The following is a 26,717-nucleotide window of genomic DNA, read 5'->3' as shown; positions in this document are numbered from 1 at the left end:
CATTTATCTAGAGGATTCCAATATAGGCTTTTCCCTCTAAAAGTCGTATAATGGCAGTATTCTAAAAAAATAAGGAGAATTTCATGACAGAATTCAAACGTTTCTATGAGAAATTTCAACCAAGTCACTATGATGTCTACTTAGATATCAATCGCGAAACAAAACGTTTTAACGGCCAAACAACCATTACCGGTGAGGCGAAGGCCCAAGAAATTGCCATTCACCAAAACGGATTGGTCGTGGCTTCTGTGCAAGCTGATGGGAATGACGTGCCATTTACCACTGATAACGATACTGATGCGATTCAAATTGATTTACCAAAAACTGGCGAAACTACAATTGCAATTACTTATACGGCAAAACTCACTGACAGTATGATGGGAATTTATCCTTCATATTACGAAGTCGGTGGTGTCAAAAAACAAATTATTGGGACTCAGTTTGAAACGAACTTTGCTCGGCAAGCATTCCCTTGTGTGGATGAGCCGGAAGCAAAGGCGACATTTGCTTTATCAATTAAGTTTGATGAACAACCTGGGGAAACAATTATCAGTAATATGCCAGAAGTGCGCACTGAAGATGGCGTGCATTACTTTGATACGACCGTGCGGATGTCTACTTATTTGGTTGCCTTTGCATTTGGTGATCTCCAAAGTAAGCAGACAACGACGAAGAGTGGTGTAAAAGTTGGTGTGTTTGCAACGAAGGCCCATAAGGCTAACGAACTCGATTTTCCTCTGGACATTGCTAAACGTTCAATTGAATTCTATGAAGACTTTTACCAAACACCGTATCCATTGCCACATTCATGGCAGCTGGCCTTACCAGATTTCTCGGCTGGTGCAATGGAAAACTGGGGGCTTGTCACTTATCGTGAAGCATACTTAGTCCTCGATCCTGACAACACGGCTCTTGAAACCAAACAACTTGTGGCAACCGTAATTGCACATGAGTTGGCTCACCAGTGGTTCGGTGATCTTGTCACAATGAAGTGGTGGGATGATCTCTGGTTAAACGAAAGTTTTGCCAATATGATGGAATATGTGGCCATTGATGCGCTTGAACCTGACTGGCATATTTGGGAAATGTTCCAAACTTCAGAAGCGCCATCAGCCTTACAACGGGATGCTATTGATGGTGTGCAGTCTGTTCATGTGCAGGTGGAAAATCCAGCAGAAATTGACTCGTTGTTCGATGGTGCTATCGTTTATGCTAAGGGTTCACGGATGTTAGTCATGGTCCGCGCGTTACTTGGCGATGACGCCTTACGGGCTGGTTTAAAGAAGTACTTTGCTACCCATAAGTATGGCAATGCTACCGGTGCAGATTTATGGGCTGCTTTAGGAACTGCTTCCGATCTCGATATTGGCGCAATCATGAATTCATGGTTGGAACAACCTGGATATCCAGTGGTAACTGCGGCAGTAGTTGATGGCAAACTTACTTTGTCACAAAAACAATTCTTTAGTGGTAAAGGTAAAGAAGTTGGCCGTCAATGGCAGATTCCTTTGAATAGTAATTACGACGTTGCCCCAACTATTATGTCTGAAAGGAGCATCACGCTGGGTGACTATGCTAAATTACGGAAAGCTAATGGCAAACCGTTCCGTTTGAATGTGGGCAATGACTCACATTTCATCGTTAAATATGATCGTGAATTATTAAAAGACATTTTGGATAATGTGAAGTCATTGGACTCTATTTCCCAATTACAAGTTTTACAGGACTTGCGCTTGTTGGCGGAGGGTCGCCAAATCTCTTATGCTGAAGTTGTGCCATTGTTGAAGGACTTTGCGGATAGCACTTCAAACGTTGTCAATGCAGCTTTATATGTTGTCGCCAATAATCTGAAGAAATTTGTCACACCAAATTCTGATGAAGAAGCGCAATTACAAACTTTATATAACCAGTTAAGTAAAGCGCAAGTTGCTCGTTTGGGATGGACGCCAAAAGCAGGGGAATCAAATGATGATCAATTGACGCGGCCATATGTCTTGAGTGCAGCTTTGTACGCAAAAAATGCTGATGCAATTGCAGCAGCTCATAAGATCTTCACAGCTAATGCGGACAAATTAGAGACTTTACCAGCTGATACACGGGTATTTATTTTAAGAAATGAAGTTAAAAATTTCGGTAGTACCGCACTATTTGATAAATTATTTGCTGCTCATCATCAAACAGCTGATGGCAATTACAAAGAAGACATTTGCTCCGCATTGACGAGTACGCCGGATGCTGATCTAATTGCCCGGTTGATCGAGAAATTTGAAGACACAGATACGATTAAACCACAAGATTTACGGGCTTGGTTCCGCGGTGTGTTGGCTAACGAAAAGGGCCAACAAGCAGCTTGGGACTGGATTCGTAATGATTGGCAATGGTTAGAAGATACGGTTGGTGGTGATATGGAATTTACCACATATATCACCGTAATCGCAGGAATTTTCCGAACCCCAGAACGACTGGCAGAGTTCAAAGCATTCTTTGAACCTAAGCTGAATACACCAGGCCTAACACGGGAAATCACAATGGATACCAAAGTGATTGAAGGTCGCGTCGACTTGATTGAAGCACAAAAGGCTAGTGTCAATGAGGCAGTAGCTAAGGTTATTAAATAAAAAAATAAACAGTAAGCGAGTTTTTAAGGTTGAACTTTTGGTTCAATTTTAGAAACTCTTTTTTTTATTTAAAAAATAGTTAGTTTTACGTTGACTTTAACTAACTAACGTTTTATAATCATTTTTGTTAGTTAAAGTATTTAGAAACTAACTAACTAAAAAAAGAAAAAAAGAGGAATTCAATTATGACAAATGATATTAAAGAACCTATGAATCAATTCGGCAAGTTATTTCAACAGAAAGCATTTGTTTTTGCAGCAATCAAAAGCACGCAAAGTGAAAATGATGTGCGTGGTAATGAGCGTGGCCAGCAACGTGTCCTCCGTTTGTTATTTGATAAAGACTCATTGACGAATTCACAAATTGTTGAAGAGTTAGATATTCGGCCAAGCTCCGCCAGTGTTTTGGTTGGAAAACTTGAGGATAACGGTTTAGTTAAAAAAACGGAGTCCCCTGATGATAAACGGGTCACATTCATCTCTTTGACTGAACAAGGACGTCAGGCAATCACCAAAGCCCGTCAGTTTAACGATGATTTATCGGATTCAATGTTCGATGCTTTATCCGATGAGGAACAAAAGCAACTTACTGAAATCCTAACGAAACTCAATGCAGATTTAGAAAAAAAATCACCAAAATGGGATGGACCACGAGGTTGGAAAGGCAATTCTGCTGATGGGAGATTTAATTCTCCAAATTTCGGTGGGGTTCCCAACGGTTTCAATTTTCGTAAATAACATAATTATAAATAATTGGAGATAAAGAAACATGCAAAATAGACAAGAAGTACAAAGTGGGCAACAGGCTCCACAATTTAAGCAACAAAAATTTAGTTTTAAAGATTTTGCTCGGTTAATCGGAAAAGTAAAGCCTCATTTTTGGTTGCTTACTGTGGGGCTGTTGTTAGGGTTAATTGCCACTGGTGCCAACTTAATTGTGCCCAAGGTTGCTCAAAAGTTGGTCAACCAGTTGGGTCATACTGTCGATGTTAAGCTTGTGGTTTTGGTTATTGGGCTATTTGTTGTTGGCGCCATAGTTAATGCAGCATCAGGATCTGCATTGGGATTTTTTGGTGAAGATGTGGTCAGTAAGTTGCGTAAATTCCTTTGGGATAAAATTTTGCGGTTACCAGTTAGTTATTTTGATGATACTAAATCTGGTGAAATCACTTCGCGACTGGTTAACGATACTTCGCAAGTGAAAGATTTACTTGCCAATTCAATGCCTTCAATGGTAACTTCAATTCTTCAGTTGGTTGGAGCACTGGCATTTATGTTGTCGATGGATTGGAAAATGACCTTGTTGATGTTTATCAGTGTGCCATTAGTTACCTTATGTATTATCCCCATCACTTCATTATCACGTAAAATTGCGCATACGCGTCAAGACGCCTTGGCAAAATTTAATGGTGAAGCCAGCGAAACATTAGGTGAAATCCGGTTAGTGAAATCTTCTACTGCCGAGGATGCGGAACGCAAATCTGGTCATGAAGACATTAACAAACTTTATCAAATTGGCCTTAAAGAAGCAGTTTATGATTCTGTTGCCGGACCCGTTATGCAGATGGTCATGATGGGGATGATGATCGGGATGTTAATTTATGGCGCAAGTCGAGTAGCTAATGGGTCAATGACCTTTGGAACATTGATTTCATTTTTGATGTATCTTGTTCAAATGATTGGGCCATTCACTATGCTGGGTCAGTTCTTCACAGCAATGGCAAAAGCGAGTGGCTCAACCGCTCGGATTCAAGAACTCCTTTCTGTCGATGAAGAAGTTCAGGATCAAGGGAAAACAGTTGTTGCGCAAGGACAAACCTTGGCAGTTAAACATGTTGACTTTTCGTATGAAGATGGCAAACCAATTTTGCAGGATGTTTCCTTTACTGCAAAGCCAAATACAGTGATCGCATTTGCTGGCCCTTCCGGCGGTGGGAAAACAACTATCTTTAGTTTGTTAGAACGTTACTACAAACCAACTAGTGGTAAAATTACGATTGGCAATACCAACATTGAAGACTTGAACTTAACGAATTGGCGTCAACAGATTGGTATTGTTGGGCAAGAAGCCGCTGTAATGAGTGGCACAATTCGTTACAACTTGACCTATGGTTTGAAGAAAGAGTATTCTGATGAACAGCTTTGGCATGTGCTGGAAATGGCTTATGCAAAGGAATTTGTCGAAAAAATGGATGATGGACTTGATACAACGGTTGGCGAACGAGGTGTGAAATTATCTGGTGGTCAACGGCAAAGAATTGCCATTGCACGCGCATTTCTCCGTGATCCGAAGATTTTAATTCTTGATGAAGCAACTGCAAGTTTGGATTCAGAATCAGAAAAGATGGTTCAAAAAGCATTGGAAAAATTGATGCACAATCGGACCACCTTGGTCAGTGCCCATCGTTTGAGCACAATTGTAAATGCCAACCAAATTTACTTTATTGAAGATGGTAAAGTGAGTGGTCATGGGACGCATCATGAATTGATTGATAAATTACCAATCTATCATGAATATGTGGAAAATCAATTTGCAGGTTAAAAACTAAATGGTTTAGGAAACATAAAATCACCCATTCAAAACGAATGAGCGATTTTTTTATGGACTAATAGTTTTGCACAAGCAATTCCAGCTCGAATGTCTATTGATGAGTGAATTTAAATTTTAAACATCAAGTTTTTCTTTTAATGCATTAGTTAATGTAGCTGAAAAATTGATTTTATTTGCATTTCCTAAGTCATTTAGGTATTTGGGAATCGTCAATGTCTTTTTTACTATTTGGTTTTGTTCACGTTCACGAGCCAGTGTTGTATCTACTTCAATAGGAACCAGTAACTCCCCTTTGCTAATAGATAAATTTTCATAGGAAGTCGGGGTAGGTAATTTTTCTTTAAAATCCTCTGCAGTGAGTAAATATCCTTCCAGAGCATCATGTGCCATATGCAAAGCGTCAGGTAAATCGTTACCAAATGTTGCTGCGTGGGGTCTTAAGTCAGGAAAAGAGACTTCCATTTTGGTTTTGTCTTCAGTAGCGCTGAGTACGGCAAAATACAGATATTTCATAATAAACATTACTCCCTTCAATATAACTCTGGCCTTATTTGAGACCTGCTTGTTTCCAAATATTATCTAGTGGTTTCTACTTTTTAAAACATACTTGCATAATATTATATTAACACGTATTTAGCACGTGCTAAATAAAAAGATTTGTTCATCAGGAAAATGTAAGTAATCTTTTCGTTCATAAAATTTTAAACAATAAAGATGAAAGTGACTATGAGATCTTTTAAAATTGGAAACATGGAATTAGTAAAAAAGGAGTAATGCGTTAATGCGAAAAGTTCAATTTTATGGTGCCATATCTTTAGATGGTTATTTAGCAACCCCACAACATGATTTGCAATGGTTGTTTGATACTGCTGATGGCGACAAAGCTAATACCGATCAATTTTTAAACCAAGTTGATACCACGATTATGGGACGGAAGACTTATGAAGTAACGAAAAAGGCAATGCATGATGAGCCACTTTTTCCGGATAAAACTAATTATGTTCTTTCAAGAACTCGACAGGGGAAAGAAGAGGATGCCATTTATAAATCCGTTGCACCTGTAAATTTGGTTCAACAACTACTGAAACAGCCTGGCGGTAATATTTGGATCGTGGGTGGTGGTCAGATTGTTACCGATTTGGTGGCCGAAGATTTGATTGATGAGTGGTGGATTCAAATTGCCCCTGTTTTATTAGGGAGAGGGATTCGTCTTTTTCCTGACGGGGACTACGCTACACGGTTGAAATTGATAGGAGTAAACCATTATGACCAATTGGCGGAATTGCATTTGCAAAGAAAGTAAAGAACTGAATTAGGATTAAATCAAAAATGCATTTCAAACTGTTTTGATAGTTTGAAATGCATTTTACTGTTGGATTATCTGAAAGTTGAAGGAAACAAAACAGTTATTTAGATTTTAAGTCTTTCTTTGAGTGATTCAGTGAGGACTTCTGAAAAATTGATGTTTTGTTCTTTCCCTAGTTCGTTTAGATAGTTTGGAATGGATAATGTTTTTTTGATAACTTTGTTGTCATGTTTCCGCCGATATTCATCAGGGTGAACTTGAATGAGCGAAATAATTTGATTTCCATGTTGTTTGGGTAAATTAGTATTCGATGGTGGTAATTCATTATCTAGACTGTACGCGCCAACATAATCAACCGCCATATCTAATGCGTCGCTCACACTGTTTCCTTCTGTCATGCCATCAATATCCGGAATTTCAACTGTAAATGTATGTGGTTCGGATGATTCTGGTGTAATAATTACTGGATAAATATATTCTCTATTTTTAACAGACATAAATATCGATCCTTTCTAAATATTGAAGTTAAATATCAAGTTTTTCTCTAAGTGCATCTGACAAAGTTGCCGAAAAATTAATGCCCTGTTGTTGGGCTTGCTCTGCTAGATCTGCGGGTACAGTTACATTTTTATGGATAGTTGGTTCTTTAACCTGTGATTTAATAATGTTCAAATCAACGGAGACAATGACAATCATCTGGTTATCTTCTTTGTTAATATTCTCAATGGCAGTTGCCGCAGGTAATGGCTTGCGACTGTATAAAGCTAGGCCAAGTGCTTCTTGACCATGAATGACGGCATCGTTAATCGAATTTCCAAATGACAAGGCTTCTGGAATATCCACGAATTCAATATCATAAGTGTTGTGTTCATCTGGTGTGATTAATGCTGGATATGTCACGATGTTGGCTTTTTTCATAATAGTTCCTTTCTAGTGGTTGGCTGTGGACTAAACCGACAAATTTTTATTTTAGACCGGCCTGTTTCATCATTTTATTCAAGAGTCCTTTTGGTATTTCTCGGGCATGAATTGGAACGACCAGTTGCTTGTGCGTATCAGGGTTGTAATAAGTTCGATGAGAACCTGTTTGACGAATAGCTTCAAAGCCATTTTTGCGTAAGATATTCTCAAATTTTCTAGTTTTTATGGGCAATCTAAAGCACTCCTTAAATTATATAATACATACTTGTGTATTTTCAATCTATACACATCATACTTATAAAAAACTGCTTATTAATTTCTCTAATTTTAAATACGCATAAATAGTTGATCAATTTTTAATTTCATTAGCTTCGGGATTCTTTGATCAACATAAGGATTAATCCAAAAAAATAAAACAAAAAAGTCAATCTACGTGTGCAGTAGATTGACTCCTTATGCTTATTTTTTCAGCAGATCATATTTAACCAAAGAATCAACGGCACCCAGAACAGTTTCTTCATTGTTACTCAGCGGTTGCCATCCCAACACCTGTTTAGCCTTTTGATTGCTAACGTTGCGGTTGATATCCAAGAGTAACTTACCTTCTTGAGCTTGCTTACTAAACGGAGCACCAACTCGCATTATCCAGTTTGGCATAATTTTTGTCGGAATTTGATCACTAAGCTGAGGACGAGCTTTCCTGATTAAGGCAGCAATTTCTGGCAGTGAAATTTGACCATCCTCACTGGCAATGAAACGCTCGCCATTCGCCTTTGGATTTGTCATGGCCCGAATGTGTAAATCAACGACGTCACGCACATCGACCACGTTTAAGGGAATATTAGGAATCATTTTGAGCGAGCCGTCAATCAAACTTTTGATTAACCCAAAGCTCCCAGAAACATGTTCGTTGAGGGAGGTCCCAAGAATTGCCACTGGATTAATAGTGGTAAATTCTAAATTGCTGGATGATTTATCCATAAATTGCCAGGCAGCTTTTTCGGCGATTGCTTTTGATTTTTCATATAAAGAGAAACCTTTTTCATCAAAATTAGTCCAGTCTGTTTCGGTCGTTACCGAATGTTTATCCTTATTACTAAAACCGATGGCGCCAAAATTGGCGGTCATCACCACGCGTTTTACCTGAGCTAATTGGGCCTGTTTAAGAATGCGTAAAATACCATCCTTGGCATCATTTATATGAGCTTTATCGGTTGAAAACATGGGTGCAGCGACACTTAAAACGTAGGTCATTCCCTGCATGGCATCTTGCCAACCAGTATCACTGGTTAAATCAGCGACGACGAAATTTAAGTTTCCAAGATTGACTGCATGATTGGCCTTGAGGGTCGCCAAGACACCAGATTTTTTTTGAAGCAATCGTAAAGTAGTTCGGACCGTGTATCCTTGTTTTAAAAGCTCCAAAATCAGTTGCATGCTCAAAAAGCCATTACCACCAGTTACTAAAACAGTTTTTTTCATAATTACCTCCATGTAGTTGAATGTTTGTTAGTTATTGTTTATGATGATAACCATAAACCCTCGACATAACTCTAGGGCAAGACTTAATTTACGAAAAGAGATAAAATATGACTTATACGATTAAAGAGGTTGCCCAAAAGACAGGCTTGTCGATTTACACACTCCGTTTTTATGATAAACAAGGCTTGTTGCCCTTTGTGATGCGAAACGAGGCGGGTTATCGAACGTTTACGGAATCCGATCTGAGCATCATTCATACGATTTGTTGCCTTAAAAATACGGATATGAAAATTAGTGATATTCGTCAGTATGTGGATTACGTGATGGCCGGATCGGCGACAATTGGGAAAAGGATCAAATTACTTTCGGCGCAACGAGCGAAAGTTTTGGCCAAGCAGCAACAATTAACCGAAAATTTAAAGGAAATTGATTACAAATTAAATATCTATCAATCTCCGGAGGCCGTTGAAACGATTAATCAAGCGAGACAGTATGTTAAAGAAGAAAAACAAGCTAGTAAAATGTAAATAATTAAGCAGACGACAAATCAGTTTATACCGATCAGCAATTAAAAAAGAAAGTAGATAAATAAAAAATGAAGCAAGCAAACATTCGGAACTTCTCAATCATTGCCCATATTGATCACGGTAAGTCGACCTTGGCCGATCGCATCATGGAACAAACCCATACCGTTAGTGAGCGGGACACAAAGGCCCAGTTATTGGATGACATGGAAGTTGAACAGGCTCATGGAATTACCGTCAAATCGAGAACAGTGCGGAATCATTATGAAGCTGATGATGGGCAAACGTATGAATATAACTTTATTGATACCCCCGGACATGTGGATTTTTCTTATGAAGTTTCCAAAAGCTTAGCAGCGAGTGATGGTGCCGTTCTGTTGGTTGATGCCACTCAGGGTGTCCAGGCGCAAACGGTAGCCAATTTACGACTTGCCAAACAGAATCATTTAGTGATTATTCCAGTGATTAACAAGGTTGATAGTGACGCTGCAGATGTGCCAAGAACGGAAGCTCAAATTCAAAAATTGGATTCCAGTTTTGAAAATTTAGACATGCTGAAAATCTCTGCTAAGACGGGGATGGGCGTTCACGAAGTTTTAGAGGCCATTCGAACCACGATCCCGGCACCAACCGGAGACAAGCATGCACCGCTAAAAGCGCTGGTATTCGACTATATGTATGATGCTTTTAAGGGGATTATCGCGTATGTCCGGTTGATTGATGGCTCGATAAAAGCAGATGACGACTTGTTATTAATGGCCAAACAAACAAAGGTTTCTGCTAATTCACTGGGCTACTTTGCGCCAAATATGACACCTATTGATGAGTTAAACGCGGGGGATGTTGGTTACGTGGTCACGGGTTTGAAAGATCCACAATTAGTCCGAGTTGGAGATACCATGACTTCGGTTACCAATACAACTAAACAACCACTGGCTGGCTATGAACCGGCTAAATCGATGGTATTTGCCGGTTTCTATCCGAAAGACAATAATTATAATGAATTGAAATTAGCAATTGAAAAGTTATCTTTAAATGATTCTTCGTTTCACTACACACTTGAAAACTCGGAAGCACTTGGGGCTGGATTTCGCTGTGGCTTTCTAGGGATGCTGCATTTGCAGATTATTCGTGAACGTTTGCAGGATGAATATGGTTTGGAGGTTCTCACGACTGCACCAAACGTTACCTATCATGTGTATTTAAACGGGAAAACAGAACCGATGATTGTGAACAATCCAATTAATTTTCCAGAATTCTCAAAAATTTCCTATGTCGAAGAACCATTTGTTAAGGCGGAGATCACCACGCCGAATGACTTATTGAGCGAAGTTATGAAACTGGCGGAAAAGCACAAAAGTACGTTATTAGACATGGATAATCAGGCAGATTTGATTGTCTTAACGTATAAAATGCCGACTTCGGAAGTGGCTTATGAGTTTTTCAATCAGTTAAAATCCGTGTCACACGGGTATGCCACTTTGGATACGACGGCGCTCGACTATGAGGTTGCTGATCTGGTCAAAGTTGAAGTTGATATTAACTATGCGACCGTTGATGCTTTATCTTTTGTAGTTCACCGTCAGGACGCTGATAAACTAACTCAGGAATTGGTTAAGAAATTAAAGGTTGCGGTACCACGACGCCTTTATCCTACCCCTGTGCAGGCGGTGGTGGAAGGTAAGGCCGTTGCCAGAGTTGACATTCCACCGCTAAGAAAAGGTGCCACTTCTGGTGGGAAAAAGGGCGCTGCTAAGAAACAGGCATTGCTTCACCGTCAGGGAGTTAACAAACGTAAATCTGCTAAAAATACTAGTGATTTACCGCAAGAAGTATTTAATGCAGTTTTGGAGTTAGATCTATAGCTAAAGGTTGAAAGTACAAAAATGATTTCAGTTACTGTTATAAAGCAGTTTACTCTACCAAAATCAGATTAATTGCCGTTCTCCGGCTTAATTGGCCTGGAACGGGGTGCGAGTTCTTGTGGCAAGGATAGCCGCAAGAAGTCGCACTACGTTCCGGTCCGAATTTGCTGGAAGACGTCATCTAAACTAATAGCATTGTTGTTAATCCCTTTGTACCAGGTAATTAGGTGAGACTTTGTACTTTAAACCTGTAGATCTATAGAATAAAAATGCGTCACAAGCTAGATTTAGGCTTGTGACGCATTTTAGTTTCAAATTAAATTTTCCGGAAATAACTATGCTGAATACTTGGAAATGTGTAAATGAATCGTTGGACCTGTTCATGAGTCAGCCGCAATTCAATAATATCTAACAAGCCATTAATTGCATCAACCGCTTCATTACTATATTCAACGGCACCCACCAGAATGTGTTCTTGATCAAACACTAAGGTCAGCCCACCGTCAATTTCATTTTGTACTTGTTTGAACCAATCATCGGCGTACTCAAAATGTTCGATGGTGTACTTATCAGGCGATTTAGCCGCCACATCAGGATTAACACCAGCTTGTGAAATTCGGGGCGTAGAGAAGACCGTGGTTGCAATGGTGGGATAGCTAATGGCAGCAGTGCTTTTACCAGTAAATAATTGCGCTAAATACTGGGATTCAAAAATGGCTGTTGGGGTGATTTTCGGTTGCGTTTTGTCTACCACATCACCCGTTGCATAAATTCCGGGAATGTTGGTTTGTAAGTGATCATCGACTTCAATACCATTTTTATTTGTAGCAATGCCTAATTTTTCCAAACCACTATTTGTCAAGCTTGGAATTCGACCGCTTGCATCCACAATGTAATCACTGGTTAGTTCGAACTGATCAGGTCCTTGTAAACGCAAACCGGTTTCTGTTTTGACCACCTTAGTAATTTCTTGGTCATAAAAGAACTTAACGCCGCGCGCTCTAAGACTTTTCACAAGACGCTGGACATACGGCTGGTAGAAACTGCGCAACGGTGTATGACTGTTTAAGATGACGTTTACCGAAGCTCCCACTGCGTTGGCAATCGAAGCAAATTCCATTCCGACGTAACCAGCGCCAATAATAGTGAGCCGGTTTGGCATCTGAGGAATCGACAAGAAATCGGTGCTGTCATGTAAATATTCTTTGCCAGGGATATCCAACCGGTGGGAATGCTGGCCTAAAACTAACACAATCTTTTTGGATTGGTAGGTCGACTCGCCAACTTGAACCGTATTGGCATCCACTAAGGTGCCGTGGCCCACAATGACTTTTACGCCACCATCAATTAATTTTTGTTTATTACTTTCGGCTAGTTTGCCAATCACTTCATGTTTATGGGCCATTAAATCTGGCCAGTTAATCTTCGGAACACTGTCAAATCCGCGTCCTTGTAACTGTTCAATGGTCTGAACCAACTCAACGGGCTTATCCAATGCGATTTTTGCATTACAACCACGATTGGTACAAACTCCGCCAAACAAGCCTTCTTCAATTACGGCAACTTTTAAACCGGCCTGACTCATAGGAATGGCGCCGTTCCAGGCTCCTTGACCACTACCAATAAATAAAACATCGAACATAGATACCAGCTCCTTAAATGATTTATTTTATAGATAAGAAATTTACCTTAAAGCTAGCACGACCGTTATAATTGTGCAAAGGAAAGGACTAACAAAAGCTAGTTTTTTTAAATGAAGGCATTTTTTGAAATAGGCAGAGTATAAATAGTGGCGTTTTAAATCTGATGATTGTATACTTACTAATAGTAAATGAAAAGTGAGGTATTTATATATGTCAACTACAGTTGGATTAATTGTTGGAAGTTTAAGAAAAGGGTCATACACCAGAGCAGTTGCCGAGCAAACGGCGGCATTGTTACCAAAGGATTATGTCGTAAAACAAATTAATATTGGGGATCTTGATCTTTATAACCAAGATTTTGATGATGAAAACCGTGTACCCGAAAGCTGGAAGAAATTCCGTGAAGAAATGCAGACGGTTGATGCTGTGATTTTTGCAACACCAGAGTACAACCGTTCCGTTCCCGGTGTTTTGAAAAACGCCATCGATGTTGGCTCACGACCTTATGGTGCCAGTGTTTGGGATAAAAAACCAGCTATTATTTTGAGTGTTTCCCCTGGTGCCATCAGTGGCTTTGGTGCGAACCATCACTTGCGGCAATCATTAGTATTCTTGAATATGCCAGTTGTTCAACAACCAGAGGTTTATTTAGGAAATGTCACAAATATTCTTGATGATAACTTGAAGATTACAAATGAAGGCACAATTAAGTTTTTGCAAAGCGCGATGGACACCTTTGTTGATTTAATTAACCGATTTAAAGACTAGTATTTTAAAGGATTGAAACGAGTTCGATTTTTAGTCATGACTAAAAATCCTGCTTGAATCAATCTTTTTATTTTGCCAATAAGTGTGTTGGACAAGCTACTATCCATTGCTTTACAATGAGATTCAGACTTAAACAAGGTGGTAAACTTGATGAAAACTAGTGAAACACGGTATGAAAATAAATTTTTGGTAACTAAAAAAGACTTAAACTATTTAGGAATTTTATTTGGTGGCAAGACGGTTGCAGAAATGGATCTGAACTTTGCCAATGCAATCCGGAAGTTAACGAATGAAAATGCCGTAACTGGCAGTGTGGATAAGGTTAGATTTCTGCGACCTGGGAAACTAGGCGATACGATTACGATTGTGTCGACCGTTTCCGGAACCGATGAGCGGGTCGCTGAAGTGTTTGGCAGAGCCTACAATTCAAGCCATGAGCTGATTGCTTATGCATTTTTTACCTATATTGTGTTGAAAAAGGATTATCGTTTACCAGAAGTTGTTCCAGAGACTGACGAAGAAAAACAAATTGCGGCCGATTTTCTTAAACGGCAACAAAGATCGCTAGAAGATCATGAGCTGGCAAAACGCTGGACAGAAGAATAATCAAGATAATGTAAAACGATTAGATAGTTTTAAATAAATGTAATTAGTTAATATCGCGAATTAGTTAATATATTCAAAAAATTTAATTTTCATTTTATGTGTTTGAACAGATTGTGAAGCAAATCTTTACTTTGAAATAAGGCCAGAAACCCTGTTGCAAAGCATGATTTGCTTCTTTTTTTGTCTATGAATCTTAAGATTTGCTTGATTATTGGTGATAAAAGTTTCACAAAATGACAACTTTTATCACCCCAAAAAATGCATAAATAGTCAGTAAGCTTAATTCATTGCATAAGAACACAAAAAAGAAAGAAGCTGATGTGCACATGGAAAGTATTTCAAAAACGCAACCATTACTAATAGAGAAAAAGAAAAGAAAATTTCCTTGGCAACAATTTTTGCCATGGTTGATTCCTGTTGGTTTAATTGGAATTTGGCAATTAGCTAGTTCGATAGGTTGGCTATCAAGTGATACCTTGCCATCTCCTGTTGCCGTCATTCAAGATGGCATTGCGCTTAGCCAAACGGGAGAACTACAAAAAAATATCAGCATTAGTTTGTATCGAGCCATAGTGGGCTTTGCAATTGGTGGTACAGCAGGATTTCTCTTAGGATTTATTAATGGTGTGTCAAAAATTTCTCGAAGTTTAACGGACACGACGGTTCAAATGTTACGAAATATTCCGCATCTGTCCTTGATTCCGTTGGTGATTATTGTGATTGGCATTGGTGAGTCAGCAAAAATCTCATTAGTTGCTATCGGAGTTATGTTCCCGATTTATATTAATACATTGCATGGCATTCGATCAGTTGATCCTGAACTAATTGAGATGGGAAAATCGTATGGATTATCTCGCTTCCAATTACTCAAAAAAATCATCTTGCCTGGTGCAATGCCCACCATTTTAATGGGTGTTCGATATGCACTTGGTGTTATGTGGACAACTTTAATTGTGGCTGAAACGATTGCATCGGATTCAGGAATTGGATACATGTCAACTAACGCCGAAGAGTTTATGGATATGAAAACGATCCTATTATGCATTTTTATTTATGCTTTGTTAGGAAAACTATCAGATTTGATTGCCAAAGGTTTGGAAAGCTACATGCTGGATTGGCGCAATGCTAAAGGAAGAGAAATGAATGACTAAACAGTTTGTTGAAATTACTGATGTTCAAAAAAGCTATGGTTCTAAACAAATTTTACATGATATTGATTTAACGATTGCTGATCAGGAGTTCCTCGCTTTAGTAGGAATGAGTGGTGGTGGAAAAAGTACGTTACTTCGTTTAATTGCTGGGTTAGAACAGCCTAGTGCTGGGGAGATTAAATTTGCCAATGACAACCCTGTGATCCGAGTCATGTTTCAAAATGATCGCCTGTTACCTTGGATGACTGTTTTAGAAAATGTATCTTTTCAAAGTAATCAAAAAGAGCAACAAACAGAAGCTGCTAAAATGTTAGAACTAGTTGGTCTAGAAACGTTGGCTAGTCAATATCCTAGGCAACTGTCTGGTGGACAAAAGCAACGGGTCGCCTTAGCCCGAGCATTAATGGCTCATCCACAACTTCTTTTGTTAGACGAACCTTTAGGCGCTTTGGATGCTTTGACCCGACGCCAAATGCAGGATTTAATTTTAAAAATCTGTCAGGAACAGAAATTGACAACTGTTTTAGTTACCCATGACGTAAATGAGGCGGTGCGCATGGCTGATCGGGTGGTGGTCATTCGAAATGGAACTAATCGTTACGAAGAAGCCGGTGTTAGTAAAGACGATCCGACTAAGGTGGCTGTAGCTGCTGAAAGAGTATTACATGACATTATGGATGAGGAGACAATTAATGGCTGAAAATAAGAAAACGAGGCACGGGAGGCCTTACTTATTTGAGGTTGACCTGATGCGCGTAATATTTATCTTTGGAGTGCTTTTAAATCATACAACGACAGCATTTTCAATGGCAATGGCAGACAGTGTAAGCAAAAATTTCTTACACGCAACTCACTTGTCACTGCATTTTACCCGAATGGGTTTTATGTTCATGACGGGACTTGTTTTATTTTTAAACTACTATAATCGGGAACATCATTGGGGAACCTTCTGGAAAAAGCGATACAAGAGTACTGGAATTCCTTACTTGGCATGGAACGCAATTTTGTTAGTGGCGACCAGCTTGATTACCGGGACGGCACTAAATGGACAGAAATTCTGGTCAGATTTTGTTTATGGTGTGACCCACGGGAGTAATTTTTATTTATACTATGTATTTGTGATTTTTCAATTGTATCTTATCTTTCCGTTGATCGTAGCGCTGTTTAAACGATTTCCCAAGAATCACGAGTTTATGATGCTAGTTAGTATTTTGGCGCAATTGATGTTGCTAATTGCCATCAAATATTGGTTGCCCCATGTTAATACGGATTCCTGGTGGTACATCTTTCGGTCATACGGGATGAATATTCTTGTGTACCAAGTTTATTTCATGGCCGGAGCCTATGCGGCAATTCATTATCAAAAAGTTACAAGTTTTATTATGACGCATGCCAAAGCTATCGGAATTAGTGCTGGGATCTTAGCGTTGGGGACCGTCGGCTTGTATTATGGCAATACTTACCTTTTGAAATTACCTTATTCAAGCATTCAAATTGTGCACCAGCCTTACATCATGATTTACGCGCTGGTAATGGTGGCATTTGTTTTCTATCTAGGGAAACGTTACGCCTATAAACGTACGCACGGATTGAATCCTTTGATCGAAAAATTTGTTGCCACAGGATCTAAGGTATCTTTCGGAATCTACTTATCACAAACAATTCCAATTTTAATTTTAGATAATTGGTTGGCAAAACTTTCATTTATTCCAACTTGGGCAATGTTATTGGCTTTGCCCCTCGGTTACATTTTTGTAGTTGGGTGCTCATTTCTAATTGCGTATTTTTGTTACAAAGTACCACCGTTTGGATTTTTAATAGGACGACCGAATTGGTGTCGCAAACCAGTTTCTAAAACTGTTAGCAAAGTCAAGCGGCAATCTGAAAAGGTAATTAACTTAAACGAAACAAAATAAGAAAAGGAAGCGATCGGATGACAAAATTAATTTCAGCACTTAAAAGTGAGTTGATGCAAGATCAGATTAAACCGATTTTTCAAGACGCAGAAACTGGTGACTGGGTGACCCGTGGTCAAGTGGAAGAAGACGTCGCACGTTTGAAACAACGATTGATTGAAAACAAGATTGGTAATGGCGATCGGGTGTTGATTGCCCTAGAAAATTCGATTTTTTATCCAGCTTTGATGCAAACTATCTGGGAATTGGGAGCCATTGCCATGCCGATTGCCGATACGACCCCTGGAGATGAACTAAGAAGGCAAATTGCCACAAATCAATATTCAGCGATTTTTGTCCAAAATAAGTTTGTGAGTGATTTAAGTCAGGACTTGGAAATAAAAAAAGAGTATATTGCTTTAAATACGATCGAGGAAATTACATTCTTGGTAAACGATCAGTTACTGCAAGTACGAAATCAGGCAATTCAAGTGCCGATAAAGGAAACTGATTTAGCCATGATTTTGCATACTTCAGGAACAACGGGTAAACCTAAGAGTGTCGGACTTACCCAAGAATTACTCTATAATGGCGCCATTCACGATCGTGATAGTCATCAGATGACTGCTAATGATACTGCCTTGATTCTAATGCCAATGTTTCATGTTAATGCGCAAGTGATGACCTTGTTTCAGATGCGGTTGTCCGGCGGTAAAGTGGTGATTGCCAAGAAATTTAGTGCCAGTCATTTTTGGCAGCAAGTGGCAATTGGTAGGGTCACTTGGGTATCAGTTGTGCCAACAATTATTTCAATCTTGCTTTTGAACGAAAATGCGATTGCTCAGTATCAAGAATACAAAAGTCAAATTCATCTACGTTTTTTACGGAGTTCATCTTTTGCGCTCCCTTTAAAAAAGTTGACGGATTTTGAGAAGCAATTTAATACGCAAATATTGGAAGGCTATGGGATGACAGAAACGGCGAGCCAATGTACGATCAATCCAATTGAAGCGCCTAAAATTGGGTCGGCGGGGAAACCATTTGCTACTGAACTAAAACTGGTGGCGGACGGTAAATTGACGGATGAAGCTAATGTGGTCGGTGAAATTGCCGTTCGTGGTGATCATGTCATCGCAGACTATTTAGAACCTCATGCAGATTCCTTCACTAATGGTTGGTTTTTAACTGGTGATTTAGGCTATCTTGATGAAGACGGGTATTTATTTGTAAAGGGCCGTCGAAAAGAAATGATTAGTCGTGGTGGTGAAAAGGTGGCACCGGCGAAGGTTGAAAATGTTTTAAATGAATTACCATTTGTTGAACAAGTGGCTGTGATTGGCTTGCCAGATGACTTGTATGGTGAAGAAGTTACCGCGGTTATTGTTTTGAAGGAGCCCAAAAGTAGCAAACGGTTAGTAAAAGAAGAGGTCTTAAATTATACCGAACATAAATTAGCCAAATTTGAACGGCCAACTAAAATCCTTTTTGTAGACAAATTTCCGCGGAACACAACCGGTAAAGTTGTTCGGCCAAAACTTCGAGATGAGTTGCTGGCAACCATGGTTGGAGGAAATCAATGAAGAAGAAGTGGAAAAGATTTATTTTACTGTTTGTAGTCCTAATTGGGATTGGTGTGGCTTACTACGGGCATCAACAGGTAAGCGGTAGTGATACTAGTTTGAAAAAAAATTGTGGTTGGGTATCAAAAAGGCGATCCGGCCGATATTTCTAGAACTCGAGGCGTTTTAGTAAAGAAAATGAAGGCCAAGGGTTATCAAGTTGTTTTTAAAGAATTTCAAGATGGTTCGGCTTTGATGACAGCTTTAAAGAGTGGCAGTATCAATTATGCGCGTTTAGGTGATACACCGCCCATCACTGCTCAAACTTCAGGCGTAAAACTAACGTACATTGCTGCTGGAGCCTCTAAGGAAAAAGGAACGGGAATTTTGATTCCGGCTACTTCAAATATTAAATCAGTGAAAGAACTGAAAGGAAAACGCGTTGCTTACACTAAAGGAACTAGTTCGCAATATTTACTCTTATCAGCCTTGAAAAAAGCGGGGATGTCGGCGAGTGACATTACCTGGGTCAATATGGACCAATCAGCGGCGAATGTGGCCTTTTCAAAAGGAAAGGTCGATGCCTGGGCAACCTGGGATCCGTACACCTCACAAGCGCAGGTGCAACAAAATGCCAAGTTATTAACCACTGGAGAAGGTGGAATTAGCTATAATCGCGACTTTATTGTGGCGATGGCAAGCTTTGCCAAGAATAATACCGATGCGTCGGGGTACTTAACTGAGTATATGTCTGAAGATATGAATTGGGCTAATACGCACAAGACAAAACTAATTACGATGATGATGAAATCCCTAAATCTGTCTAAAGCGGTTGTGACTAAGATGGTTGATCGCCGCTCTTATTCAATGGGATCCATGACAACCAAGATTGTGAAACAACAACAAAAAATCGCCGATACTTTTTATTCCGCGGGATTACTAGATAAGGATGTAAAAGTTTCCAAGATTGCTGGAGTCACAACTAAACAATAAAAGAAACTGCTTTTAATAACGTAGAAACGTTATTAAGAGCAGTTTTTTTGAGGACTAAAGGTGAAACTCTTCGTTTTCAATTTTTAATCAAGAACAGGTAAAACAACGTTAACAAGCTTATCCAAGAAAAATTGCGGATTGGCAAAAAAACAAAGATGACCGCTGTTGGGAACAATGATCATTTGTTTATCTGGGGCCTGAACCTGATTGAAATAGGTTCGCGTAGCCGCTGCTGGCGTGATTGGGTCATGGCTACCTTGGAAAACAAAAAATGGGACGTCAGTTTTTGATAAAAGGCGGCGATAGTCAAAACTGTCTAACTCCGGTTGAATGGCCTGCCGGCTTGCCAAAAGGCCACGACAAAATGCAGACCAATCTCGTACATTCAGTCCATAGGTGTGCAGCAAATTTTTAATAAATAGATCGGTTACCATGTTCGGCACATCAGTTTGCTGCAGAGCTGAGAAAACATTGAATTGGGCAATTTGTTTAGCGGACCAGGTACCAGCATCATAAGGGAGCTTATTTAACCACGATTTTTTAAGAAGATGATCTTTGGATTCAGATAAAAGGTGGTTAAACGCAACTTGGTGGGAACGGCTGGTCATTTGTTCAGTCGCGATATAGGCGGCATAAAGATTTTCACCTTGTTGCAACATCAGATTGGCAATAATGCTCCCAATTGAACTCCCGAGCAACACAATCGGTGCCTTAGGAAACGCATGCTTTAGTTGTTTGGTAAGGGCGAGCCCGTCATCAACGAGTGTTTGCAAATTTTTAGGTACAACTGGTTGTTTCAAGTAAGTTTTTCCAGCACCGCGCTGATCCCAATGCACCACAGTAAAGTGGGTGGAGAAAAGTTGAGTGGCTTTTGTAAACATTGAATAGGTAGACGCTGGTCCTCCGTGAATAATAAACAGGATGGGATTAGTTTTTTGCTGGCCGTCGATACTGACCCATTGTTGAATGCCATTAATAGGTAGGTAATCGTGAAATGAGATTGCGTTTTTTGCAGAATGATGGTGTGACTTTCTTCCATTAAGGGAAATCGTTGAATTGTTTAAAAAGTTTAGCAATGAAAACCACCTTCTTGAGATTAGGATTCTTTTCCTAAATAGTAAGAGGGTGACCATAATTTTGCAAATGAAGTGACTATGCGTAGTTAGTTTGGTGTTGACGTGCTCTAACTAAGTAAGTACAATGGATTTCGTCTGTTAAAGAAATTTTAAACTAACTAAAAAAAGAGGAACAAGTATGCAAGAAATGTCGCAAGAATTGCTTAGTCTGTTTGGCAATTTATTTCAAGAAAGATTTTTCGTCGCAGCTGCTGTGCGTAGTAGCCAGGAAGACAATACCCCGCAGGCTAATCAGCGTGGACAATTACGAGTTTTACGATTGCTATTGGCCAAAGAGCCCTTAACGAATTCCCAAATTGTGGAAGAATTAGATATTCGTCCTAGCTCGGCAAGTGTGCTTGTTAGTAAGCTGGAAGAAAGTGGCTTGGTTAAGAAAGCTGCTTCACCTAAGGACAAACGAGTAACGTTTATTTCGCTAACTGATGAGGGACGTGAATCATTAGCTAACTCCCGAAAGCTAAAAAATGAATTATCTGATTCTTTTTTTGAAAATTTATCTGATGAAGAACAGCAACAGTTTGTTGTGTTATTACAAAAGTTATTGAAGAATTTGAATGATAATTCATCAAAGTGGGATAATCGCCAAAACTGGACGGAATTTTTCAAATCACCAGAAGGGTTTAATCCCAAAAACTGGGGTAACCGCCACTTTTAAACTAAATCAACGCGACATAATGGAGATAAAGCGATGCAAAATACAGATAAGTCTGCAAAAACGCAACAAACAAAATTTAATTTTAAAGATTTCGCAAGTCTGGTTAAACAAATTAAACCGCATTTCTGGCAATTAATTGTTGGTGTGCTTTTAGGCATCATTGCCACAGGCTCGCAATTGATCGTGCCCAAAATTGCCCAAAAACTGGTTAATCAATTGCATCATTCGATTAATACCAAACTAGTGATAATTATCATTGTGTTGTGTATTTTGGGAGCGGTCATTAGCGCCGTTTCAGGAGCCGTGTTAGGATTCTTTGGCGAAGATGTAGTTCGCAAATTACGCCGGTTTTTATGGAATAAGATTTTATCCTTACCAGTTGGCTATTTTGATGAAACTAAATCTGGTGAAATTACTTCCAGATTGGTCAATGATACCTCGCAAGTGAAAGATTTAATTGCCAATTCTTTACCAAACATGATTACTTCCATTTTGCAGTTAGTTGGGGCCTTAGTGTTTATGGTTATAATGGATTGGAAAATGACGTTAATCATGTTTGTGGGCGTACCATTGGTTATTTTGTGTATTATGCCTGTTATTTCACGATCGCATAAAATTGCGCTCGCAAGACAAGATGCGTTGGCTGAATTTAATGGTGGGGTCAGTGAAACCCTAGGGGCTGTAGAATTGGTGAAAGCTTCTACCGCTGAAAATGCGGAGCGGTCTTCTGGATATAAGAAAATCAATAAACTATATAAAATTGGCCTTAGAGAAGTCGTTTATGATTCTGTGACCCAGCCCATCACACAAATGGCCATGATGGCTTTAATTGTGTGTACGCTAGTTTATGGTGTTAGTCGGGTGACAGCTGGCACAATGTCGTTTGGTACCATCATTTCTTTCTTACTGTACCTCACGCAGATGATTGGTCCGTTTGCAATTTTGAGTCAGTTCTTCACTAACATGGCCAAGGCTAGTGGCTCGACGGCCCGTATTCATGAGCTGCTTCAAGTGACGGAAGAGGTGCAAAAACCAGGGAAACCAGCCAGCGCTCAGGGAAAGACTCTGTCTGTTGAACACGTTAATTTTTCGTATAGTGATAAAAAAGATGTTTTAAAAGATATTTCATTTTCAGCGAAACCTGATACCGTAATTGCGTTTGCCGGGCCTTCCGGGGGTGGAAAAACAACAATTTTTAGTTTGCTAGAACGTTTTTATGAACCTACTAGCGGTAAAATAAAGATTGGTGATACCGAGATTAAAGATATTAATTTGACTGAATGGCGTAACCAAATTGGGTTAGTTAGTCAAGATGCGGCGGTGATGAGCGGAACAATTCGCTACAACCTGACGTATGGTTTACAAGGTGAATATTCTGATGATCAACTTTGGCGGATGCTTGATTTGGCCTATGCTAAAGGTTTTGTGACCCAAATGGAGCACGGATTAGATACACAAGTTGGTGAACGGGGGACTAAGCTTTCCGGAGGTCAACGCCAACGAATCGCCATTGCCCGCGCGTTTTTGCGGGATCCCAAGATTTTGATGCTTGATGAGGCCACCGCTAGTTTGGATTCCGAATCAGAAATGATGGTTCAAAAAGCGCTTGAAAAATTAATGGCTAACCGGACAACACTTGTGATTGCCCATCGATTGAGTACGATTGTGGATGCGGATCAAATCTACTTTATTCAACATGGAGAGGTTAGTGGTCATGGGACTCATCAAGAGTTAATTGATACTTTACCGCTGTATCGCGAGTATGTTGAAAATCAGTTGGCAGTTCAGGATGTCGGAACCAATGAATAAATGATTATATAGAAGGAATAATTATGATGGAAAAACTAAAGGAACGACTAGATGCGTTCAGTGATGCGGTGATTGCGATCATTATCACCATTATGGTATTGGAGTTACCAATGCCACAACATGACTCGCTAAGTGAATACTTGCAGTTTGGAAAAGCAATTGGGATCTTCTTCATTAGCTTTTGTTATATTGCCAACATTTGGTATCAACACTCGGTTTTATATAGTGATGCAAAGACAATCAACAATAAGGTGTTCGTCTCTGAGTTCGTGTTTCTAGCGTTTTTATCGCTGATTCCCATTTTTACCAAACTGATTACAGTGGATACGAATCGACATACGGTCATGGCTTACGGAATTTTAACGTTTATTGTGAGCGGATTATCCATGCTGGTCAGTTTTGAAGTCGTTCACCAAGAGTATAGTGAAAAAAGTGATGTGCAGAGAATTTTCAGGAAAGTTTATCAAAATCACAGTAATTTTCTTGGGATAATCAATGTGGTTGTTTTGATTCTGGCTTATTTCAAACCAACTTGGGCTGTTTGGTGTTATTTAGCCCTGCCTGTAATTTCCTTCATCTTCAATAGAGATGATCAAACGGACTTAAAAGAAGTTCCCAGTTTGCCACAGGCAGATCAGAACAAATATTTAAATTTTTCAAACACAGATTTACGAGAATATCGGAAAAAACAGCGTCAGATTAGCCATAAATATATGAAGCAAAGACAGACCAATCCGAACTGGCAGGAGGATATGGCAAAAGAAATGCGCGACCTCTTTAAAGACGGTGGTTTTGACCAGTCAACAATGGGAGCGGGCTTTTCAAGACAGCCTTTTTCAAGGCAGCCGTATGAAAGACAAACAGATCAAAATAAAAAGCCTGACAAGCTCAACAATCCCAATAAAACCAACAAGCCCAAAAAATAGTCATGAATTAGTTAAATTTGACAGCGGTTAGCTTAGCTGCGAAAATAGGTTGTTCGTTAAACAAAATTAAAATTAATCACTAAACTTAAAAGGAGATTCAACATGACATATCCACAACTTGATTTAGAAAATGTTGCTGGTCCTAAAGCAACGATTCAAACAAACCTCGGGGACATTAAGATTCAACTTTTCCCTGCTCAAGCCCCAAAGGCGGTAGAAAACTTTGTTGCACTTGCTAACCAGGGCTACTACGACGGGATTATTTTTCATCGAGTTATTCCTGATTTTATGATTCAAGGCGGCGATCCTACTGGTACCGGTGCTGGTGGTCAAAGTAGTTTCGGTAAAGAATTCGAAGACGAATTTTCTAACGAGGTGTTTAACTTAAAGGGCGCCTTGTCCATGGCAAATGCGGGTCCAAACACGAATGGCAGCCAATTCTTCATTGTCTCTAATGAAAACGTGCAAGCCGACATGTTAGCCGATATGAAACAAGCTGGCTATCCGAGTGAGATTATTGAAGCTTATAAGCAAGGCGGCACACCATGGTTGGATCATCATCATACGGTCTTTGGCCAAACAATCAGCGGATTAGATGTTGTTGAAAAGATCAGCAACGCCGCGCGCGACTATCAAGATAAACCCAATGAAGATATCACAATTAAAACCGTAGTGATTGAAGATGCGCAGAAATAAGAATTAGATAGGGATGCAAGGATTACACATTTTTGTGATCCTTGTATTTTTTAAAATACGAGGAGAAATCATTATGGATATTAAGGAATTGTCTGATCGTTCAGGAAAAATCCGCACAGCTTATCATAAATTGGAAAGTAAACAAGATGGCAAACCATGGTCTACAGAACAGGATGCCTTGGCTTTTTTAACGGATGCTGGCTTAGTTGGTAGATTAGTTATGGATAAACAAGGAAGTTGGCCTGATTCTAGTGACGAGCCGACCTTGAATTATAAAATTGCAGAAAGCATTTGGTGGCTAAGCAGCTTGGCAAACGAAAACCAGATTGATTTAGAGCAAGCCTTAAATGATTTCTTGAGTTCTAGAGAAGCTCATTTGAATTAATTGCTAAATGATAATAGAGCGTGATGATCACTCAGTAAATGTGGTCATTACGCTTTTTTTATTAAACGTTAAAACGAAGAACTAAAAAGATTCGGTGACGGACATTATTAGTTGAAATTACGATATCAGGTAAATAAATTAGAAAATGGGTTTATTATGGATACATAACTGATATAATTAATTTATTTAGCAGTATAGCGGAGGTAACATGAGTTGCTAAGGCTGATGCTAATAAAGGCTCTAATGTTAATGGCAACGGTAATGGTTCTGGTAACGTTGACGGTAACAAGACTGGCGTTGCTGGCCCTGGTGCTACAGGCGTTAACGGAAGCAAGTCAGGCGTTGCTGCTGGTGTTAATGGTGGAAGCAAGAGTGGTGTTGCTGCTCCTGTTGCTAGCGTTAAAGGCGGAGTGGTTTCTTCATCCGTATCTGCTGGCAAAGCAGCTACAAAGGCTGCATCTTCAACGACATTACCACAAACTGATGAAGCAAATAGCTCAGTAGCCGTAGTTGGTTTACTCGGTGCTGTTTCTGCATTATTCGGTTTAGCAGGTATCCGTCGTCGTCGCGAAATCTAATTAAATAATTTATCCTAAATCAAAAAGGCGATCGTAATGATCGTCTTTTTTTGTGTCCAAAATTTTAAAAGGTGAAAGTTGAGGAATAAAAAAGAACGACCTACTCTTTTGGAAGGTAGTGACGTTCTGGAAGTTTATTGCTTATGCGTTTTGTAAGAGGCCGATCTCTTAGTTCTTGATAATCTTTGAGAAGATTCTGTTTATCAACATTTAAATCGGCAACTTGTTGTTGGAGATCGGTATATTGGGTAGGATCAAGATTCTTATTTTGAAGCACTAATTTTTTAGCTTCTAAATCAGCATCCAACTGCTTAAGTTCATCAGTCTCGTTGCTGATTTTATTGTTTAAATCAGTTTCTTGACGATTTAAAACTTCGAAGCGACTATATAAATTATTAATAAGTTGCTGGTTTTTAATCACTTCAGTTTCAAGGGCTTCTTTTTTCTTGGTCAGTTCGTCAACTTTGGGAGAGTTGTTTGTTTCGGACATGGGATCAACCTCTTTTCAAATAATTAGATTAAGTAACAATATCATAACTCAATAAAGCCTTTCCGTCACGTTTGCGTATTAACTTATATAACACATACTCAGAATTTTATTATCAATTTGAGTGAATTTCCGTTAAGATAGATATAAAGATCTTACAGAAA

Annotated in this window: 27 protein-coding genes and 1 pseudogene; 19 read left to right on the top strand and 9 right to left on the bottom strand. The window is 39.3% G+C overall.

Features of this window, described 5'->3' with window-relative positions; genetic code table 11:
* The first annotated feature begins 83 nt into the window (after nt 1-83).
* From IV84_RS00525 to IV84_RS00515, 3 genes are all read left to right on the top strand, one after another.
* On the top strand, nt 84-2,618 hold the full coding sequence (locus tag IV84_RS00525) for a M1 family metallopeptidase (RefSeq protein WP_046872270.1): 2,535 nt from the start codon (nt 84-86) through the stop codon (nt 2,616-2,618).
* A 185-nt stretch (nt 2,619-2,803) separates the two neighbouring features.
* On the top strand, nt 2,804-3,355 hold the full coding sequence (locus IV84_RS00520; protein ID WP_052694553.1) for a MarR family winged helix-turn-helix transcriptional regulator: 552 nt from the start codon (nt 2,804-2,806) through the stop codon (nt 3,353-3,355).
* Between the two features lie 31 nt (nt 3,356-3,386).
* Complete coding sequence (locus IV84_RS00515) at nt 3,387-5,159, top strand: ABC transporter ATP-binding protein (RefSeq protein WP_046872271.1); 1,773 nt, start codon at nt 3,387-3,389, stop codon at nt 5,157-5,159.
* 123 nt (nt 5,160-5,282) lie between these two features.
* Here the strand turns inward: IV84_RS00515 and IV84_RS00510 are convergent, their stop codons facing one another.
* Entirely contained in the window at nt 5,283-5,681 is a 399-nt protein-coding gene (locus IV84_RS00510) for a type II toxin-antitoxin system HicB family antitoxin (RefSeq protein ID WP_046872277.1), read from the bottom strand.
* A 268-nt stretch (nt 5,682-5,949) separates the two neighbouring features.
* Here IV84_RS00510 and IV84_RS00505 point away from each other — a divergent pair, with 268 nt between their 5' ends.
* The gene (locus tag IV84_RS00505) at nt 5,950-6,471 is read left to right on the top strand and encodes a dihydrofolate reductase family protein (protein ID WP_056985964.1); all 522 of its coding nucleotides are present in this window, start codon (nt 5,950-5,952) and stop codon (nt 6,469-6,471) included.
* A gap of 107 nt (nt 6,472-6,578) precedes the next feature.
* Here IV84_RS00505 and IV84_RS00500 read toward each other — a convergent pair whose 3' ends face one another.
* The 4 genes from IV84_RS00500 to IV84_RS00485 form a co-directional block, all read right to left on the bottom strand.
* A complete protein-coding gene (locus IV84_RS00500) occupies nt 6,579-6,971 on the bottom strand; it encodes a toxin-antitoxin system, antitoxin component, HicB family protein (protein WP_052694581.1) in 393 nt (130 codons plus the stop codon).
* A 28-nt stretch (nt 6,972-6,999) separates the two neighbouring features.
* Nucleotides 7,000-7,392 carry a type II toxin-antitoxin system HicB family antitoxin gene (locus IV84_RS00495; protein WP_046872543.1) on the bottom strand — a complete coding sequence of 131 codons (393 nt, stop codon included), beginning with the start codon at nt 7,390-7,392 and terminating at the stop codon, nt 7,000-7,002.
* Nucleotides 7,393-7,438: 46 nt separating this feature from the next.
* A complete protein-coding gene (locus IV84_RS00490; protein ID WP_046872544.1) occupies nt 7,439-7,627 on the bottom strand; it encodes a type II toxin-antitoxin system HicA family toxin in 189 nt (62 codons plus the stop codon).
* Between the two features lie 227 nt (nt 7,628-7,854).
* Complete coding sequence (locus tag IV84_RS00485; protein WP_046872545.1) at nt 7,855-8,877, bottom strand: NAD-dependent epimerase/dehydratase family protein; 1,023 nt, start codon at nt 8,875-8,877, stop codon at nt 7,855-7,857.
* Between the two features lie 107 nt (nt 8,878-8,984).
* On the opposite strand from IV84_RS00485, the gene IV84_RS00480 reads away from it, so the two are divergent.
* Both IV84_RS00480 and lepA read left to right on the top strand, forming a co-directional pair.
* Nucleotides 8,985-9,404: a MerR family transcriptional regulator gene (locus tag IV84_RS00480; protein WP_046872546.1), complete on the top strand. Its 420-nt coding sequence runs from the start codon at nt 8,985-8,987 to the stop codon at nt 9,402-9,404.
* Nucleotides 9,405-9,472: 68 nt separating this feature from the next.
* Nucleotides 9,473-11,266: a translation elongation factor 4 gene (gene lepA, locus IV84_RS00475; protein ID WP_056985963.1), complete on the top strand. Its 1,794-nt coding sequence runs from the start codon at nt 9,473-9,475 to the stop codon at nt 11,264-11,266.
* 316 nt (nt 11,267-11,582) lie between these two features.
* Here lepA and IV84_RS00470 read toward each other — a convergent pair whose 3' ends face one another.
* Nucleotides 11,583-12,908, bottom strand: a complete 1,326-nt coding sequence (locus tag IV84_RS00470; RefSeq protein ID WP_046872548.1) for a dihydrolipoyl dehydrogenase family protein — start codon at nt 12,906-12,908, stop codon at nt 11,583-11,585.
* A gap of 211 nt (nt 12,909-13,119) precedes the next feature.
* Here IV84_RS00470 and IV84_RS00465 point away from each other — a divergent pair, with 211 nt between their 5' ends.
* The 7 genes and pseudogenes from IV84_RS00465 to IV84_RS00435 all read left to right on the top strand — a co-directional run bounded on the left by IV84_RS00465 (nt 13,120) and on the right by IV84_RS00435 (nt 19,881).
* A complete protein-coding gene (locus IV84_RS00465) occupies nt 13,120-13,677 on the top strand; it encodes an NADPH-dependent FMN reductase (RefSeq protein WP_046872549.1) in 558 nt (185 codons plus the stop codon).
* A 150-nt stretch (nt 13,678-13,827) separates the two neighbouring features.
* Nucleotides 13,828-14,283: an acyl-CoA thioesterase gene (locus tag IV84_RS00460; RefSeq protein ID WP_046872550.1), complete on the top strand. Its 456-nt coding sequence runs from the start codon at nt 13,828-13,830 to the stop codon at nt 14,281-14,283.
* A 326-nt stretch (nt 14,284-14,609) separates the two neighbouring features.
* Entirely contained in the window at nt 14,610-15,434 is an 825-nt protein-coding gene (locus tag IV84_RS00455; RefSeq protein WP_046872551.1) for an ABC transporter permease subunit, read from the top strand.
* On the top strand, nt 15,427-16,134 hold the full coding sequence (locus IV84_RS00450; protein ID WP_046872552.1) for an ABC transporter ATP-binding protein: 708 nt from the start codon (nt 15,427-15,429) through the stop codon (nt 16,132-16,134). The genes IV84_RS00455 and IV84_RS00450 overlap by 8 nt, the downstream gene beginning before the upstream one ends.
* Nucleotides 16,127-17,350 (top strand): acyltransferase, encoded by a 1,224-nt coding sequence (locus IV84_RS00445; RefSeq protein WP_056985962.1) that lies wholly within the window; start codon nt 16,127-16,129, stop codon nt 17,348-17,350. The genes IV84_RS00450 and IV84_RS00445 overlap by 8 nt, the downstream gene beginning before the upstream one ends.
* A gap of 17 nt (nt 17,351-17,367) precedes the next feature.
* Nucleotides 17,368-18,909, top strand: coding sequence for an AMP-binding protein (locus tag IV84_RS00440; RefSeq protein WP_046872553.1), 1,542 nt, complete (start codon nt 17,368-17,370; stop codon nt 18,907-18,909).
* Nucleotides 18,906-19,881: pseudogene (locus IV84_RS00435) on the top strand (aliphatic sulfonate ABC transporter substrate-binding protein). The gene IV84_RS00440 and the pseudogene IV84_RS00435 overlap by 4 nt, the downstream one beginning before the upstream one ends.
* Before the next feature lie 83 nt (nt 19,882-19,964).
* Here the strand turns inward: IV84_RS00435 and IV84_RS00430 are convergent.
* The gene (locus IV84_RS00430; RefSeq protein ID WP_046872554.1) at nt 19,965-20,957 is read right to left on the bottom strand and encodes an alpha/beta fold hydrolase; all 993 of its coding nucleotides are present in this window, start codon (nt 20,955-20,957) and stop codon (nt 19,965-19,967) included.
* A 178-nt stretch (nt 20,958-21,135) separates the two neighbouring features.
* On the opposite strand from IV84_RS00430, the gene IV84_RS00425 reads away from it, so the two are divergent.
* From IV84_RS00425 to IV84_RS00405, 5 genes are all read left to right on the top strand, one after another.
* Complete coding sequence (locus IV84_RS00425; RefSeq protein ID WP_046872555.1) at nt 21,136-21,672, top strand: MarR family winged helix-turn-helix transcriptional regulator; 537 nt, start codon at nt 21,136-21,138, stop codon at nt 21,670-21,672.
* Nucleotides 21,673-21,705: 33 nt separating this feature from the next.
* Nucleotides 21,706-23,481 carry an ABC transporter ATP-binding protein gene (locus IV84_RS00420; protein ID WP_056985961.1) on the top strand — a complete coding sequence of 592 codons (1,776 nt, stop codon included), beginning with the start codon at nt 21,706-21,708 and terminating at the stop codon, nt 23,479-23,481.
* 23 nt (nt 23,482-23,504) lie between these two features.
* The gene (locus IV84_RS00415; protein WP_063510319.1) at nt 23,505-24,407 is read left to right on the top strand and encodes a TMEM175 family protein; all 903 of its coding nucleotides are present in this window, start codon (nt 23,505-23,507) and stop codon (nt 24,405-24,407) included.
* A 102-nt stretch (nt 24,408-24,509) separates the two neighbouring features.
* Nucleotides 24,510-25,103, top strand: a complete 594-nt coding sequence (locus tag IV84_RS00410; RefSeq protein WP_046871255.1) for a peptidylprolyl isomerase — start codon at nt 24,510-24,512, stop codon at nt 25,101-25,103.
* Between the two features lie 73 nt (nt 25,104-25,176).
* A complete protein-coding gene (locus IV84_RS00405) occupies nt 25,177-25,488 on the top strand; it encodes a MazG-like protein (protein WP_046871256.1) in 312 nt (103 codons plus the stop codon).
* Between the two features lie 154 nt (nt 25,489-25,642).
* Here IV84_RS00405 and IV84_RS10645 read toward each other — a convergent pair whose 3' ends face one another.
* Nucleotides 25,643-25,858, bottom strand: a complete 216-nt coding sequence (locus IV84_RS10645; RefSeq protein ID WP_080945506.1) for a hypothetical protein — start codon at nt 25,856-25,858, stop codon at nt 25,643-25,645.
* 40 nt (nt 25,859-25,898) lie between these two features.
* Between IV84_RS10645 and IV84_RS10640 the strand changes: the two genes are divergently transcribed.
* Nucleotides 25,899-26,066 carry an LPXTG cell wall anchor domain-containing protein gene (locus IV84_RS10640; protein ID WP_080945507.1) on the top strand — a complete coding sequence of 56 codons (168 nt, stop codon included), beginning with the start codon at nt 25,899-25,901 and terminating at the stop codon, nt 26,064-26,066.
* Between the two features lie 100 nt (nt 26,067-26,166).
* Here IV84_RS10640 and IV84_RS00395 read toward each other — a convergent pair whose 3' ends face one another.
* On the bottom strand, nt 26,167-26,556 hold the full coding sequence (locus IV84_RS00395) for a hypothetical protein (protein ID WP_046871258.1): 390 nt from the start codon (nt 26,554-26,556) through the stop codon (nt 26,167-26,169).
* Between the last annotated feature and the right edge of the window lie 161 nt (nt 26,557-26,717).

The sequence above is a fragment of the Pediococcus damnosus genome, from assembly GCF_001437255.1.
Lineage (GTDB): Bacteria > Bacillota > Bacilli > Lactobacillales > Lactobacillaceae > Pediococcus > Pediococcus damnosus.
This window is presented reverse-complemented; position numbering and strand designations above follow the sequence as displayed.